Raw genomic sequence first — 14,894 nt, forward strand, 5'->3', positions numbered from 1 at the left:
ATTAGCATAATAAATCTAATAATTAAATTTATGAAAAGAAAATTACTACCTCTTACCGCTGTGGTATTTGCAGCAATGTTTACCAACCAGTTTAATGCTCAGGAATATCAACCAATGCAGATTCAGGGCGGATTTAACGCTGATGTTATCGCTAACGGAGTCGGTGCGGCTGCATCTTCTACCAATAATGATGTAGATGGAGTAAGCTATGCATTTATCTCGCGTGATTTTCAATTGACATCAAGCAGTACTCCGCTTACCTATGGACTTCCTGTCAACGGAATTATTAATTCTGCGGTTTCTTCTACATCCGGATTATCTTACAAGATGGCTTCTTACAGCTCCAACAATTCACTGAGGCTTTTAGCTGCAGGGGATAACGGTACTCTTATGTTCACCACGCCTCTTTCCGTAAACAGCTTATATATACTGGCTACTGGAGGAAGCGGAGCCTGTACGGTGGACGTAGATGTAAATTTTACAGATAATACTTCGCAAACCTTTACAGGGATCAGCATTTCAGACTGGTATGGCGGAAGCAGTTATGCTGTACAGGGAATCGGAAGGATAAATATTACAAACAATAACCTGGAGTCAGGAAGCGGTACCAATCCCAGATTATATCAGATTCCTTTAGCAGTAGACCCTGCCAACCTATCCAAAAGCGTTAAAAGCGTAACCGTGACCAAAACAGGAACCGGAGGAATCCCTAATATCTTTGCCGTTTCTGCAGACGCTTATAATGCATGCGGATCTCCGTCCAATCTTACATACACTTCTACCATGACAGGTGCGACTGTAAACTGGGATGCTTCTGCAAGTGCACCGTCTTCAGGGTATCAGTATTATTACAGCACCTCACCTGCTGCGCCTACCGCAACAACCGTTCCTACGGGAAGCGTTCCGGCAGGGACCACTTCGGTAACGCTAAATAGTCTTGCTACGGGGGAAACCTATTATTTCTGGGTGAGAGCCAACTGCGGATCCGGCCAGAGCTTCTGGAAAATGAAAGAGATAGCGACGGGACAGATTTCCTCAACTTATACCCTCGGGGATATCAATACGATGTTTAATAATACAAGTGTCACCACTTCATCGACAACCAACTGCCCGGGAAGCCTTAGCATTACCGTTCCGGCTGGATATAAAATAAAATCAACGGCTGTATCTTACAATATGTCAACGGCCGGTAACGGCTGGATGACTGAACAGAGAAGTCTGCTTGCCTGTACAACCAACGGCAATACGGAAGCTGCAGTATCTTCGGGATCAGGATCAAACACCGGAACATTTTCTTACAACAGGACCGGCCTTACTTTAGCAAATGATCTTACGGGAACAGTTGACTTTGAAATGAGAGCATGGAGAACATATGGAGGCTCTGACTGCAGTGCAGCTTACAATAAAGTGGATAACGGCACTTTCACTGTAACAGTAACACTTCAACCTTTGGTTCTGGCTACCAGTGAAGTCAATGCAAAAGAAAAAGAAAGAATTGCTTATCCGAATCCGTTTATTGACACTTTACATATTGAAAAACCGGAAAATGTAAAAAGAGCAGTGATAACGGATCTTTCGGGAGTTATCGTAACAACAGTAGAAAATCCATCTTCTGAATTATTCCTGGGAGGAGTAAAATCGGGAATGTATATCTTAACTTTAACCATGAAAGACGGTTCTGTAAAAAGCATGAAAACAATTAAAAGGTAAATTAATACACCTATTCATATTAAAAAATGCGGATAAAAATTGATTTTTATCCGCATTTTACTTTTTTATTAAGATTGACTTTTATGACTGAACGATTTCTCCGTTCACATAAACATCATATCTTATTTCAACATTCGGTTCCAGTGTCTTTGACACAGAACAATACTTTTCAAAAGACAGCTGTGTCGCTTTCTGTGCTTTTTTAGGGTCAATATTTCCTTCCAATAGAAATTTAACTTTAATTGATTTGAAAGGCTTAGCTTCATCCACCGGAATCCTTTCTCCTTCCACCTCGGCTTTAAACCCTGTAATTTCCTGCCGTTGTTTTTTCAGGATAGAAACCACATCAATGCCGCTGCATCCTGCCACCGCCATCAGAACACTTTCCATCGGTGAGACTCCTCTTGCACCAAGTTCAGAAGTATTATCCAAAAGAATTGAATTTCCATGAGCATTGGTACATTCAAATAAATAATGGTCGTTGATTCTGTTGAGTGTTATTTTCATTTAACTGATATTTGTTTATTCATAAATTAATCCTTCCGCATCCATTTCCTTTTTTTCTTCAGGAGTCATATGATTCCTAAGGACTTTGATGGTATATCCTCCTTTGACCAAATTTTTATCCTGATACATCCAGTCACTCAGCCTTTCAGGAGAAATCTTAACTGAATCACCAAGTTTAACCTCCGCCACATCAACCGGAACATTCTGAACAATCCCGTAATATCCGCCTTCCTTAGATTGCAAATCACCGATCCAGATATGCTCGCCTCCGCCGTCTGATGTATCAAATTTTTGCTTTATACTAAAATTGGAATAGTCAGGATTATCATTATTGAATGCTGTCTGGAAATCAGAAAAAGTTTCTTTAGCCTTTTTAATAGCTGCATTCATTTCCTGGTCTGAGTTCTGAACATACAGAACATCCCGCTCTCCTGTCCTTTTTAATTTCTGTTCTTTATCCTGGCAGCTTATCACCAGAAACGACAAAAGGCATATGCTTATTACTTTTTTCATCTTAAAATTATAAAATCCCTCTTGCTTTGATCTCCAGGTATTTATTGATCACATCAATACTTAAATTTTCAGGCAGGGTATAAACTGTATAAATCCCATATTTACGAAGCTCCTGGATGATCAGTTTTTTCTCAAACTCAAACTTTTCTGCAATAATTTCATCATAGATTTCCTGCATGCTTTCAGGATTTTTATGGATGATTGTCTGAAGCTCTGCATTCTTAAAGAAAACCACAACCAATAGATGATTTTTAGCGATCCCGCGCAGATATTTCAACTGACGGTTCAGTCCGTCCAAAGTTTCAAAATTGGTAAATAATAGAATTAAACTTCTCTGGTTTAATGAATACTTTACATCCTGATATAATCTGTTGAAATCACTTTCAAAAAAGTCGGTTTTAATATTGTAGAGGGTTTCGGAGATTTTTTTAAGCTGCCCCGATTTATTTTCTGCGGCAATCTTATTTTCTGTTTTTTTGGAAAAGGTCATCATTCCCGCTCGGTCACCTTTTTTCAGGATAATATGCGACAGTGCCATGGTTGCATTGATGGAATAGTCCAGCAGGCTCAATCCTTTAAAGGGCATTTTCATCGTTCTTCCGGTATCGATCAGCATAAAAATCCGCTGTGATTTCTCATCCTGAAACTGGTTGACCATTAGCCGGTTGGTCTTGGAGGTCGCTTTCCAGTTAATGGTTCTGATATCGTCTCCGGGAACATAGTCTTTGATCTGCTCAAATTCCATCGTATGCCCCAGCTTTCTTATTTTTTTAATCCCGCCCAGCAGAAATTCGCTCTGAAGCGCCATCAGCTCATATTTTCTCAAATGAATAAATGAGGGATATGACGGCAGGGCAGCATCTTTCTGGAATGTAAACCTTTTCGAAACGAAGGCTAAAGGCGATGAAACATATACATTCAGGTTCCCGAAATGATATTCCCCCCGCTCTCTCGGCTCTAAGATATACTGGAAAAAATTATTTTTCCCTGATTCAATCTGTTTTTCAATTAAAAAGTCCCTCTTCTGGAACTGGAACGGAATTTCATCGATGATTCTGGCATTAATTGTAAAACTGTAGTTATTCTTAATATCAATTTTCACCGGGTTTTCATCACCGTTCGACAGTTTTTCCGGTAAAATCCTCTGGGCCGATATGCCATCCTTCTGATTAAAAACAAAAAGATAATCTACCATGGTCGCTAAAAAACATAACAGTAAAAGGACATGTGCCGCTATCATCAGGACCGGAAAGAAAAATGCAAAAACATACAGAACCCCCACTCCGATGAGTGCGAAAAAAAAGCGTGTATTGATGTATAGGTTTTTCATTGGCAATAATCGGTAAGCAATAGGCAGTAAGCTAAAAAATATAGTTGACAGTTCTTAACCGACATTTATTTCTATCTCGGAATTTCTATTCCCTCTAAAATCTGTCTGATGATTTCGTCTGCGGTTAAACCTTCCATTTCTCTCTCCGGTGATACAATCACCCGGTGCCTCAATACGGCATAACTCGCTTCTTTAATGTCTTCAGGCGTTACAAAATCCCTTCCTCTTAAGGCGGCAAATGCTTTGGAAGCGGTTAACAATGCCAGGCTTGCTCTAGGAGAAGCGCCCAAGTACAGGAACTGGTTTTCTCTGGTATTGACAATGATCTTCGCAATATATTCGATCAGCTGGGTCTCAACAATGATTTCTTTTACCAGATGCTGGTAGTTCTTCAGCTGCTGGGACGTAATCACTTTACTGACGCCTTCTGTCTTATCTTCTTTCTTGCTTTCGTGCTGGTTTTTAATGATGGTGATTTCATTTTCAAGAGTCGGATAGCCTACATTTATCTTGAACAGGAAACGGTCCAGCTGGGCTTCAGGAAGCCTGTAGGTTCCTTCATGCTCAATAGGATTCTGAGTGGCAACCACCAGAAAAGGCTCATCCATGGTATATTGCGTCCCGTCCATCGTAATCTGTCTTTCTTCCATTACTTCAAACAAGGCAGCCTGGGTTTTCGCCGGTGACCTGTTGATCTCATCGATCAGAATAAAATTGGAAAAAATAGGTCCCTGTTTAAACTCGAATTCTGAATTCTTTACATTGAAAATCGATGTTCCCAAAATATCCGAAGGCATCAGATCCGGTGTAAACTGAATCCTGCTGAATCCTACATCAATTGTTTTAGCCAGCAATTTTGCGGTAATCGTTTTGGCAACTCCGGGAACCCCTTCGATCAAGACGTGGCCATTCGATAATAAGGCGGCCAAAAGATGCTCCACCATGTTTTCCTGGCCTACGATTACTTTGGCTATTTCAGACTTCACTTTATCCAGGCTTGCCCGGAGCTCGATCATATCAATTCTCGACTCAAACTGTTCTTCTTTTTTGTCAAGATTAATAGAACTCAGCTTCTCTGTATTTTGGTTTTCAATATTTTCCATACTTTTATTTAATTTAACAATACAACAGTGTATCAATTTACCAATTAAAAATTTTTACATTATTATATTCAGGTCGTTACATCTCAAATTATCTGATCAAGCAGTTTATTCATTTTCGCCAGGTCCTCTTTCATGACGGCAGCATAAGGGTCCAGTGCTTTTTTGATGAAATGAGTCGCTTCGCTGATCATCTCCATCGGTTTTCCGGTTTTGAGCTGAAGTTTCTTTTCAAATTCTTCATCCAGCTTCTGGGTATCAATAAGAAGGTCCATCCTTACTTTGTTCAGGAAATACTGGGCTTTTTTCGCCATCATATCATGGAAATCACCTTCCTGTAAATATAAATTCCCGATACTTTTCACAAAATCTACCGAGGTATTCTTTAACGGCTCTACTATCGGAACAATACGCTGTTTCCTTTTTGCATTGAAGAAAATGAATAAAACCAACCCGCCTAGAAATATCCACCAGGCATATTTCAGTGCAGGATTCGAAAGGATAAATCTCAGGAAAAACTGCGAAGTTTTAGAGCTGCTTTTCACAAACCAGACCGTTTCCCTGTCGTCAAGGTACGAAAAAACATCCTGCGCATACTGCACGCTTCCGCGTTTCAGCAGGTAGTAATTGGTAATAAAAAGAGGCTCGCAGTGAACGTATATACTTCCTTTCCCAAACTTGACCTTAATAAAATTCGCCTGGTCTGTATTATTTTTTTCAACGGTTTTCCCTAAAACTTCTACGCCGGGTTTGACGAATGTGAAGCCTTTTCCTGACGGAAACTTATCCAGTTTAATAAAATCATTCTGATATTTGGTATCGGTAAGTTTTAATACATTTTCGTCTTCAAAAGAGATCTTGGAGTCGTAGTACCCGATGCTGTCTGAAATATCTTTCGGAACATCAGTGACAATCACCATGGCATCAGAACCGCTGGAAACCTGACTCAGGATTTTATTCCACGATTGTTTGTCAAGACCATTTTCAATGACTAAAATATTATGCGGCTTCTTTTTATTCCGGTTGTAATAGTCGTAAGGCGTCTGGTCAATTCTTTTTACTTTATTTTTAAAAAGATCGTTGATTTCGTTAGTAAAGACAAATAATCCGAACGGCGATTTCTGATTGGTATCAAAATTTTTCCTCCAGTCCGTACGCTCCGTTTTATTGACTTCAAACAACGCCAGAATAATCATCACAACAATGAAAATCACAGCATATATTTTGAAAGTTTTATTCATGATTACGGTTTAAAGGATTGATACTGGTTTTTAAATTTCAGATAGCTCTCTTCAGTGATGCTTAATTCTCCATACCAGACATAGTCAAAAATATACGAAAGATTATAGAATTCATTTTTCAGATGGGGAGCTTTCAGTTCTGCCACATAATCTTTATTGGTTTTTTCCGGGTTCCACGCAATCAGCTTTTTATCACTCAGCTTTTTTAAGGTAAACAGAAACTGATATCTTACGGCTGAACGGAAGTCACCGGATCTTTCAAACTGCAGAATACTTTCAGGGAAATTGATCTCATGGATATTTTCGTGCAGCTCTTCGTCCCTGATATTCACTTTCTTGTTTTTCTTTCCAAAAAATAAATTCCCTTCTTTTCCTATGAGATACCTGATAATAAAATACAGCAGGAAACCTACCAAAAGAATCGCAAACAGGCGGATCAGCACTTCGGCAATACTCCCTGATTTTGCAAACACGGTTTCACCGAAAATGCTTTCAATGATTTTGTAAACTTTCTGCATCAGCTTATCCCAGAAAGACATCCTGGGTTTTATAGTAGTATAGTCAAATTCTTTCTCCTTGTATCTTGACGGTATATTTTCTTTGAATTTTTTCGGATACAGTTCATTTTCCGTCACCGGATTTTTAGACAAAACAGAATCTGCACGGTACATATTTTTGTAATGTCCCGTATTTAACGAATCGATATACACCTCATCGAATGGCTCCGGCGGATCGTCATCTGTCTGCGCATAGGTATATCCGGCAGAGAAAAAAATCAGTAAGAAAAAAAGGATTTTATTCATTGATTCCAATGGTTTCTATTTCTGCCAGCTCCACTTTCTGGTGAAGATCTGTTCTGCTGTCATAATACATCAATCCCGAATTGATGTATAAAACATTCATCAGCAGCATGGAAAGTAATGAAGAAATTCCGTAAAGAAAAAATATCAGTATCCCGAAATTTCCTGTCATAGGGTTTTGCTCAAACTGGGCATCAGGAGCCGTAGTCGTTAGTTTTGTCATGAACAAGATCAAAGGAATGGCTGAAAATACTCCGCTCACGATATAAAACAGAATTCCCATAACAATGGTTGAGCCCCAGTATTTCCAGTACGGAGAGCTTTCTCTTCCGTTTGTATAGGAAAACTGAGCCCTTATCGCATAACTCAGACTTTCAAAAAAGCCTCTCTTCCCATTAAAATAATCATAGCACAGGAATGTAATGATGTTAAACAGGGTAGGAGCAACAAAAAGAATCAGTACAATTCCGATCAGGATAATGATCAGGAAGTAGGAAAACCCGAAAATAACGGTCGCAACCGGCATAACCAAAAAGGTCAACCCGAAATAAGCAGTGATCACTTTCTTCCAGTTAGCTTTGAAATCACTTATGATATCATCTGTTTTTACATCTTTGCTTCCTTCTGCAATTCTTCTCATATAAAAAACGGGGAAAAGAAAGTTAATCGTCATTAAAGCTGTGTAAAGAATGAACAGCAGAATTCCTGAAATAATGAACAGCCCGAGATTATCGGTAAAATACTGCTCAAGATAATAGCTTTCCCCACTCATATTCGAGCCGAAAAGCACTCCGAAAAATTCTCTGAACCCTAAGATAATGACTATGACCATCAAAATCAGCAATAAGCCGTTCAGGAGAATAAAATTTTTAAAATAATTTTTACCGTATACTTTAAAAAAAGCGAAACTGTCGCTGATAAAAGTTCCGAAATCCCTTTTTTTATATAATTGCATCATTGATCTGGTTATTAATTTTTTTATTGACAATTGAAGGATACAGGAGATAATAAAATCCTATGACCGCTAAAGATCCGAAGATAATGATCAGGTTTAAAAATAACGGCATCTTCAGTGCATGTCTTGTCACATACCCCTCGATAATTCCGGCACAGACCGTAAACGGAACGGTGCTTAAAAAGATCTTAAAGGAATCCCTGAATCCGTTTTTAAATGAGTTAAATCTTGAAAAAGTTTTAGGAAATAAAATGGATGCCCCTAAAATCAATCCGCACATGGCTTCCACCACCATGGAAAATATTTCGAAAACGCCGTGAAGCCAGATTCCCCTGGCACTATCCTTCAAAGCCCCGTAATCATAGAAGAAATATTGGAAAGCTCCCAGCATCACGCTGTTGGATAAAAGCGCCCATAAAGTCCCCACACCTCCGAAGATTCCATAGATATAGAGCTTGGCCCCCACTCCGATATTGTTGAATATAATTCCGATGGTAGTTCCCCAGGTTGAACCGCTCTGGTATATGCCTACCGCATTTCCGGATTTGATATTTTCTATGGTCTGATTGACATAGTCTTTCCCTAATATGATATTGGCAAAATCCTTATCATATATCGCAGAAAGCACTCCGATCAGGGTAAACAAAGTAAAAAAGAGAAAAGCGTAGGCTAAATACCTTCTGTACTGATAGACCAGCAAAGGTACTTCTGTACTGAAAAAATAAAGAATCCGGTTTTCCTCTACCCTTTTTGTTTTATAGATTTTCTGGAATATCTGTGCAGACAAATGATTCAGGTAAACGGTCGTATTGCTTTTCGGGTAATACGTCTGGGCGAAAGAAAGATCATTGACCAGGTTAATGTACAGCGACGAAAGGTCATCAGGATTTTTTTTAATTTTACCCTGGATAACCTGCTCGATTCCCAACCATTTTTCTTTATTTTGTTTAATAAAATAAACTTCTCTCATATTGTAAGGCTAAAATAATAAAAATTATGTCTCAAATCGCGATTAATACCTCACAAAATGTAAATATTAATTTCAGCACGGCCAGTGTGGGAGACCGGATGATTGCGTTCATCCTCGATCTTCTGATCAAAATCGCATATGGAATTGTCGTTTTTTACATTTTTTTTAAAGTGCTTGATATGGGCTATATACTAAACGGACTTGATCAGTGGTCGGTTATGGCCGTGTTTATCATTCTTCTTTTTCCCATAGTGATCTACCCCGTCGTTCTTGAAAGCCTGATGGAAGGGCAGACTCCCGGTAAAAAGGTAATGAAGATCCGTGTGGTAAAAATAGACGGTTATCAGGCCGGTCTGGGAGATTATATGATCCGGTGGGTATTCAGGATTATTGATACTTCTTTTGCAGGAGTCATCGGCTTGGTCTCTATGGTCGTTTCAAAAAACAACCAGCGCCTGGGAGATATGGCAGCCGGGACAGCAGTCATTTCTTTAAAAAACAACATCAACATTTCGCATACGATTTTAGAAAATATTCACGAAAGCTACCTCCCTACTTTTCCTCAGGTTATTGCTTTAAGCGACAATGATATGAGAATTATCAAAGACAATTATTTAAAGGCGTTAAGGGTTGATGACCGGCAGATTATCAATAAGCTTTCGGATAAGATCAAAAGCATCTTAAAGGTAGATATTGATGCGACAAAAATGACCGAAAGACAATTTATCGGGGTTGTGATTAAAGATTACAACTATTATACCGGCAAGGATAACTGATATACATCCAACATTTAAATGTCGCTTTTTAAGAATGTGACAGCAAGGTAATATTTTATATTTTACATTGGAGAATTAGCCTTAACGCTCCTAATCCTGTTCAACACCGCATCGGTGTGGTTTTTGTATTTTAATTCTGTAAATATTAACATATGAAATTTGAAAATAATAAATCAGGAAACGGCGGAGTCATTACATTAAGTAATGAACTGAAAGAAGTGGGAAGGCTTACCTATACCATTTTTCCGGAAGACAGCAGGCTGGTTATTTCTTTCGTTCTGGTCCATCGTGAGTTTGAGGGACGGGGAATGGGAAAATTTTTAGTTGAGGAAGCCATCAGGTTTGCAAGAGAAAACAGCTGGAAAGTCTATCCTCACTGTTCTTACGCCAGGGCTGTAATGCGCAGAATGAATGATGTAGAAGATGTTTTTTTAAATAACTGAGAATACTAATACTATTTACTTTATACATCCATCAGGAAAGACCGTCAAAAGCGGTCTTCCTGATGGATAAATTTTATTTAGGCAGGACCGGCCCTCCCGGACACTGCACCCCATTGCAATTAACAAATCCGCATGGAGGTAACTTTGGATCACAGCATGAAATAACACAGGGAGGATTTTTATCTCCTGCATACAGATTTTTCAACTCATTTTTAGACAGAATTTTAAATTCTGGAATTTCTGATCTTTTCATTTTAATTAATTTTTTGGTGTTAATAAAATCTTAGTTTTATTATAGTAAATATAATAATTCTTTGTTGATAATATTAATATCTGAAAAATTACGCATAAAAAAAGAATCAGTCCTGTTAAAAATTTAAGACCTCATTGACAAGAATTTCTTCAATATTGTCCGGATAGTTAACTTTAAGGTGCTGCCCGGACGCTACCCACTTTTGTATTTCCTCTAAATTCAGGACCTTGGAATTCGGGATTCCCATTTTATCCAGCGCACAGGCATTGCATTCCTGTTCATATTGATTATGAATAGGAATGACAAACAGTTTCTTATTCATAAAAAGAGCTTCAGCAGGAGTTTCAAACCCGGCACTGCATAAAATCCCTTCACAGCCTTCAAAAGCCTTCAGGTATTGAACCTCATCAATCGGAAAGATTTCAACATTGAAATCTTTATACTGAATTTTGCTGTATCCGGAGAAAATCTTCCAGTCTACATGAATCTGCTTTAAGATTTTAATGATATTTTCATCGGCAAAGCTTGGTAAGTAAACAATATAAAACCCTTTTTTTTCAGGGCAGAGGTTTCTTATTTTTTTTCTGATCACAGGCTTTTTAATCTGTGGATGATAGTTGTCAAAATGAAAACCTATTCTTTTGCTACTCGGCACGTAATATTTCAGCACCAGCTCTCCGAAAAAATCTTTCTTTTCAGGTTTCGGGGTTTCTTTAAATAACATCGAAGCCTGATGGCTTAATTCAATCATCGGATGCTTGTTAAGCTTACATGCCCAACCTGTTAAAGGCTCATAATCATTAATGATCAGATCATAGCCCGAGAGCTCAATTTCTTTGATGACTTTAGCCGCTTCCAGAAAACGATTGCCTGTGAGTGTTTTTCTATAGGATAAACCTCCTTTTTTGTTATAAAGCAGGGAAACGCCTTTGTGCTGGAAATTTACATCAAAATCAGCTTTTAATTGAGACTGATGCCCACTGATCAAAGTATCGACTAAAGCATGTTTTTTAAGGAGAGGAACTATTTCCTGTGCCCGGGCTATGTGGCCGTTTCCTGTCCCCTGAAAAGCGTATAGGATTTTCATATCGTGAAATTGGTTACCATTTTTAAAAGCTCGGTATTGTCCACTTCCTGAATTTCCTCTGCTTCTTCATCTTTAAGCAGATGTTTATGATCTTCGTAATAAAAAATTTTCCATTCTTTATTATGATATTCAAGGGCAGAAAGATTTTCAATCCAGTCGCCGGAATTTAAATAGGTACAGGAGCCTTTTTTATTAATCACTTCACGGATCTGAGGCTGATGGATATGTCCGCAGATGACATAATCATAATGATTGTCAATGGCCAGTTCAGAAGCAGTCAGTTCAAAATCACCGATGTATTTTACCGCTTTTTTCACATTGTTTTTGATTTTTTTTGAAAATGAATATTTCTCTTTACCCATTTTATCTAAAAACCAGTTCACAACATTATTGATGACAATCAGAAGGTCATAGCCCTTCCCACCCAGTTTTGCAATCCATTTTGAATGCTGAACCGATGCATCAAAAACATCGCCGTGGAAGATCCATGTCTTTTTGCTGTTAATTTCGAGGCAGATTTTATTGCAGACTTTGAGTTTACCCAGCTGAAAATCGGTAAACTTCCGGAACATCTCGTCATGATTTCCGGTGATGTAATACACCTCCGTATTTTTGGTAGCCAATGAAAGGATCTTTTTGATCACTTTCAGATGGTTCTTAGGGAAGTAAGACTTTTTGAATTGCCAGATATCAATAATATCACCATTCAAAACTAAAGTTTCAGGCTGTATAGAATTAAGATACCGGAGCAATTCTTTAGCCTTACATCCGTAAGTTCCTAAATGAACATCCGAAATAACAACTAATTCAACGTTTCTTTTCATAATTTATACAAAGAAACCAATTGAAAATTAACTGTATATGAATGCTATATTATTTTTATAAAGAGTTCATCAGCTCTTCACTGATTTCCATGTTGTGGTAGACGTTCTGTACATCATCATCTTCTTCGAAGCGCTCAAGCATTTTCATATTGGCCTTAAACTGCTCTTCGTTCACTTCTTTCGTATTGTTAGGAATTCTCTGAAGTTCCGCACTTTTCGCTTCAATTCCCAGTTCATCCAGTTTATGGGAAAGAGAACCGAAATCTTCAAATGCTGTAGTGATCATGACCTCCTCTTCATCTTTTTCTACATCTTCTGCGCCGCCGTCGATCATTTCCATTTCAAAATCTTCCCAATCCATTTTAATCTGGGCTAAATCAAGCGTAAAGATCCCCTTCCTGTCAAAGATAAATGCCAGTTCACCGTTCTTTCCCAGGTTACCGTCAAACTTATTGAAAATGGCTCTTACATTGGCTACCGTTCTGGTGGTATTATTGGTAGTACATTCTACAAAAAACGCAACACCACCTTGTCCGTAACCTTCGTAGTTGATTTCTTCATAGTTTTCAGCATCTGCACCACTTGCCTTCTTGATCGCTCTTTCTACGTTATCTTTAGGCATATTCGCTCCTTTTGCATTTTGAATGCATCTCCTTAAGGCAGGATTTGCTTCTACATCAGGTCCACCTGCTTTTACCGCGAGTGCGATATCTTTACCTATTTTAGAGAATGTTTTGGCCATCTTATCCCATCGGGCCATTTTAGACGCTTTTCTATATTCGAATGCTCTTCCCATTTTAAATTTTAATTTTCAACAAAATTAATTAAAAGTCAACGAAAAAAAAATACCCTCAGAAAACTGAGGGTATTATATTTAGAAAAATTTAATTATTTTCTTTTTTTAGCTGGAGCTTTTTTCTTAGCTGGAGCTTTCTTTTTAACTTTTACTGGAGCCGGATCTTCATAGTCTCTCTTTTTAAGAGATTCCCACTGAGCCGCATCTTCAATAGCTGTTACCACTACTTTTCTGTCAACTTGTCTTTCAGCATCAGAAGCCTTTTCAGGAACTGTAGCTTTAGCCTCACCAACACCGATAGATTTAAGAGCATTAGCATCTACCCCTCTTGCATCTAAAGCAGCAACTACAGCAGCAGCTCTTTGTCTAGATAATTTAAGGTTATAAGCTTCAGCACCTTTAGCATCAGTTCTACCTTCTAACAAGTAGTTACCTCCGTCTTTTTTGATTAACTCAGCAGCATTATCTAAAGCTCCTTTAGACTCAGCTTTGATAGTCGCTTTATTGAAATCAAAGAATACACTGCCAAAGGTAGTTTGTAATTCTTCAGCAGTTTTAACTTTAGGCTTAGGACATCCGTTGTATTCTGGAAGACCTGGAACCGTAGGACAAGCATCATCTTTATCTAAGATACCATCACCGTCAGTATCTGGCCAAGGACAACCGTTGTTTTCAGCAGGACCTGCAACTGTAGGACAAGCATCATCTTTATCGATTACACCGTCACCATCAGTATCTGGCCAAGGACAACCGTTGTTTTCAACCGGACCAGCAACATCTGGACATTGGTCATCTTTATCTGGAACTCCGTCACCGTCAGTATCAGGACATCCTTGGAATTCCGGTAAACCTGGGGTATCTGGACATAAATCATCTTTATCTAAGATACCATCCTTATCTCTGTCTCTGTTCCCGAATCTGAAGTTAAGGGAAGCAGAAGCCTGCCAGAAGTTCGCAACATTAGATTTATCAGCTGGAGTAGATACATAGTCTCCCTGAACTCCTAAACCGAAGTTTTTAGTCAACCAGAAGTTAACACCGGCACCTGCTGCAACTGTAAAGAAGTTAGCTTTACCGTTCTCGTTACCGTTTTCTCCGTTAGAAACCATGTTGCCATTAGCATCCATTCTCGGGAAAGTAAGAGAAGTATAGTCATGTCTCAAATAGTTAGCACCTACTCTTAAATACGGATCGAACCAAGATTCTTCATCCCATAAAAGCCCTGCAGCTTTAGCCTGGAAACCAAGACCTGTCATCAACATGAATTCTTTACCCATGTTAAATCTCTTGTTCTCAACGTTTCCTACAGTAGTCTGCCAGTCAATAACCAAACCTTTACCGATGTTTCTTGCCACTGTAAGTTTGGATAATGGTGGAGTGATAGAGAAGTTGTTCATATTGAACATGGTCTTCGTCAAATTTTTAGCAGCAAAAGTATTACTGAAATTACTTCCCTGTGCCAAGTGGTTTTCCGCATGAGCACCAACCCCGATTAACCACGGATTGTTGGTAGTCTGAGCGAACACAGTAGAAGCAACAGTAAGTGCCAATGCTGAAATTCCTAATTTTAGATTTTTCATAGAATTAAA

General features: G+C 38.6%; 16 protein-coding genes. 3 read left to right on the top strand and 13 right to left on the bottom strand.

Annotated features, from left to right (window positions below; all coding sequences use genetic code 11):
• Window positions 1–30: 30 nt before the first annotated feature.
• Window positions 31–1,710 (top strand): T9SS type A sorting domain-containing protein, encoded by a 1,680-nt coding sequence (locus H561_RS0111520; RefSeq protein ID WP_081411658.1) that lies wholly within the window; start codon window positions 31–33, stop codon window positions 1,708–1,710.
• A gap of 81 nt (window positions 1,711–1,791) precedes the next feature.
• Here the strand turns inward: H561_RS0111520 and H561_RS0111525 are convergent, their stop codons facing one another.
• From H561_RS0111525 to H561_RS0111560, 8 genes are all read right to left on the bottom strand, one after another.
• Window positions 1,792–2,217 carry an OsmC family protein gene (locus H561_RS0111525; RefSeq protein ID WP_027387151.1) on the bottom strand — a complete coding sequence of 142 codons (426 nt, stop codon included), beginning with the start codon at window positions 2,215–2,217 and terminating at the stop codon, window positions 1,792–1,794.
• A gap of 15 nt (window positions 2,218–2,232) precedes the next feature.
• Entirely contained in the window at window positions 2,233–2,730 is a 498-nt protein-coding gene (locus H561_RS0111530) for a YegJ family protein (RefSeq protein ID WP_027387152.1), read from the bottom strand.
• Between the two features lie 7 nt (window positions 2,731–2,737).
• Window positions 2,738–4,060 (bottom strand): DUF58 domain-containing protein, encoded by a 1,323-nt coding sequence (locus tag H561_RS0111535; protein ID WP_027387153.1) that lies wholly within the window; start codon window positions 4,058–4,060, stop codon window positions 2,738–2,740.
• A 71-nt stretch (window positions 4,061–4,131) separates the two neighbouring features.
• Window positions 4,132–5,163 (bottom strand): AAA family ATPase, encoded by a 1,032-nt coding sequence (locus H561_RS0111540; protein ID WP_027387154.1) that lies wholly within the window; start codon window positions 5,161–5,163, stop codon window positions 4,132–4,134.
• Window positions 5,164–5,246: 83 nt separating this feature from the next.
• Window positions 5,247–6,401, bottom strand: a complete 1,155-nt coding sequence (locus H561_RS0111545) for a hypothetical protein (protein ID WP_027387155.1) — start codon at window positions 6,399–6,401, stop codon at window positions 5,247–5,249.
• 2 nt (window positions 6,402–6,403) lie between these two features.
• The gene (locus tag H561_RS0111550) at window positions 6,404–7,204 is read right to left on the bottom strand and encodes a DUF4129 domain-containing protein (RefSeq protein ID WP_027387156.1); all 801 of its coding nucleotides are present in this window, start codon (window positions 7,202–7,204) and stop codon (window positions 6,404–6,406) included.
• Window positions 7,197–8,159: a DUF4013 domain-containing protein gene (locus tag H561_RS0111555; protein ID WP_027387157.1), complete on the bottom strand. Its 963-nt coding sequence runs from the start codon at window positions 8,157–8,159 to the stop codon at window positions 7,197–7,199. Before H561_RS0111555 ends, H561_RS0111550 begins: the two co-directional genes overlap by 8 nt.
• Window positions 8,143–9,126 carry a stage II sporulation protein M gene (locus H561_RS0111560; RefSeq protein WP_027387158.1) on the bottom strand — a complete coding sequence of 328 codons (984 nt, stop codon included), beginning with the start codon at window positions 9,124–9,126 and terminating at the stop codon, window positions 8,143–8,145. Before H561_RS0111560 ends, H561_RS0111555 begins: the two co-directional genes overlap by 17 nt.
• A 26-nt stretch (window positions 9,127–9,152) precedes the next feature.
• Here H561_RS0111560 and H561_RS0111565 point away from each other — a divergent pair, with 26 nt between their 5' ends.
• Window positions 9,153–9,902 carry an RDD family protein gene (locus H561_RS0111565; RefSeq protein WP_027387159.1) on the top strand — a complete coding sequence of 250 codons (750 nt, stop codon included), beginning with the start codon at window positions 9,153–9,155 and terminating at the stop codon, window positions 9,900–9,902.
• Window positions 9,903–10,054: 152 nt separating this feature from the next.
• Window positions 10,055–10,345 carry a GNAT family N-acetyltransferase gene (locus H561_RS0111570; RefSeq protein ID WP_027387160.1) on the top strand — a complete coding sequence of 97 codons (291 nt, stop codon included), beginning with the start codon at window positions 10,055–10,057 and terminating at the stop codon, window positions 10,343–10,345.
• Window positions 10,346–10,418: 73 nt separating this feature from the next.
• Here the strand turns inward: H561_RS0111570 and H561_RS23960 are convergent, their stop codons facing one another.
• From H561_RS23960 to H561_RS0111595, 5 genes are all read right to left on the bottom strand, one after another.
• Entirely contained in the window at window positions 10,419–10,598 is a 180-nt protein-coding gene (locus H561_RS23960) for a hypothetical protein (protein WP_155845784.1), read from the bottom strand.
• Window positions 10,599–10,713: 115 nt separating this feature from the next.
• Window positions 10,714–11,685: a glycosyltransferase family protein gene (locus H561_RS0111580; protein ID WP_027387162.1), complete on the bottom strand. Its 972-nt coding sequence runs from the start codon at window positions 11,683–11,685 to the stop codon at window positions 10,714–10,716.
• Complete coding sequence (locus H561_RS0111585) at window positions 11,682–12,509, bottom strand: UDP-2,3-diacylglucosamine diphosphatase (protein WP_027387163.1); 828 nt, start codon at window positions 12,507–12,509, stop codon at window positions 11,682–11,684. Before H561_RS0111585 ends, H561_RS0111580 begins: the two co-directional genes overlap by 4 nt.
• A 55-nt stretch (window positions 12,510–12,564) precedes the next feature.
• Window positions 12,565–13,305, bottom strand: a complete 741-nt coding sequence (locus tag H561_RS0111590) for a YebC/PmpR family DNA-binding transcriptional regulator (RefSeq protein ID WP_027387164.1) — start codon at window positions 13,303–13,305, stop codon at window positions 12,565–12,567.
• Between the two features lie 92 nt (window positions 13,306–13,397).
• Window positions 13,398–14,885, bottom strand: a complete 1,488-nt coding sequence (locus H561_RS0111595; RefSeq protein ID WP_027387165.1) for an OmpA family protein — start codon at window positions 14,883–14,885, stop codon at window positions 13,398–13,400.
• Window positions 14,886–14,894: the final 9 nt, after the last annotated feature.

The sequence above is a fragment of the Chryseobacterium gregarium DSM 19109 genome (assembly GCF_000430845.1).
Taxonomy (GTDB): domain Bacteria; phylum Bacteroidota; class Bacteroidia; order Flavobacteriales; family Weeksellaceae; genus Chryseobacterium; species Chryseobacterium gregarium.

What these genes read in the sequence shown, in the direction of transcription:
- H561_RS0111520 (WP_081411658.1), top strand. Translation starts at nt 31, where the DNA reads ATGAAAAGAAAATTACTACCTCTTACCGCTGTGGTATTTGCAGCAATG.
- H561_RS0111525 (WP_027387151.1), bottom strand. Translation starts at nt 2,217, where the DNA reads ATGAAAATAACACTCAACAGAATCAACGACCATTATTTATTTGAATGT.
- H561_RS0111530 (WP_027387152.1), bottom strand. Translation starts at nt 2,730, where the DNA reads ATGAAAAAAGTAATAAGCATATGCCTTTTGTCGTTTCTGGTGATAAGC.
- H561_RS0111535 (WP_027387153.1), bottom strand. Translation starts at nt 4,060, where the DNA reads ATGAAAAACCTATACATCAATACACGCTTTTTTTTCGCACTCATCGGA.
- H561_RS0111540 (WP_027387154.1), bottom strand. Translation starts at nt 5,163, where the DNA reads ATGGAAAATATTGAAAACCAAAATACAGAGAAGCTGAGTTCTATTAAT.
- H561_RS0111545 (WP_027387155.1), bottom strand. Translation starts at nt 6,401, where the DNA reads ATGAATAAAACTTTCAAAATATATGCTGTGATTTTCATTGTTGTGATG.
- H561_RS0111550 (WP_027387156.1), bottom strand. Translation starts at nt 7,204, where the DNA reads ATGAATAAAATCCTTTTTTTCTTACTGATTTTTTTCTCTGCCGGATAT.
- H561_RS0111555 (WP_027387157.1), bottom strand. Translation starts at nt 8,159, where the DNA reads ATGATGCAATTATATAAAAAAAGGGATTTCGGAACTTTTATCAGCGAC.
- H561_RS0111560 (WP_027387158.1), bottom strand. Translation starts at nt 9,126, where the DNA reads ATGAGAGAAGTTTATTTTATTAAACAAAATAAAGAAAAATGGTTGGGA.
- H561_RS0111565 (WP_027387159.1), top strand. Translation starts at nt 9,153, where the DNA reads ATGTCTCAAATCGCGATTAATACCTCACAAAATGTAAATATTAATTTC.
- H561_RS0111570 (WP_027387160.1), top strand. Translation starts at nt 10,055, where the DNA reads ATGAAATTTGAAAATAATAAATCAGGAAACGGCGGAGTCATTACATTA.
- H561_RS23960 (WP_155845784.1), bottom strand. Translation starts at nt 10,598, where the DNA reads ATGAAAAGATCAGAAATTCCAGAATTTAAAATTCTGTCTAAAAATGAG.
- H561_RS0111580 (WP_027387162.1), bottom strand. Translation starts at nt 11,685, where the DNA reads ATGAAAATCCTATACGCTTTTCAGGGGACAGGAAACGGCCACATAGCC.
- H561_RS0111585 (WP_027387163.1), bottom strand. Translation starts at nt 12,509, where the DNA reads ATGAAAAGAAACGTTGAATTAGTTGTTATTTCGGATGTTCATTTAGGA.
- H561_RS0111590 (WP_027387164.1), bottom strand. Translation starts at nt 13,305, where the DNA reads ATGGGAAGAGCATTCGAATATAGAAAAGCGTCTAAAATGGCCCGATGG.
- H561_RS0111595 (WP_027387165.1), bottom strand. Translation starts at nt 14,885, where the DNA reads ATGAAAAATCTAAAATTAGGAATTTCAGCATTGGCACTTACTGTTGCT.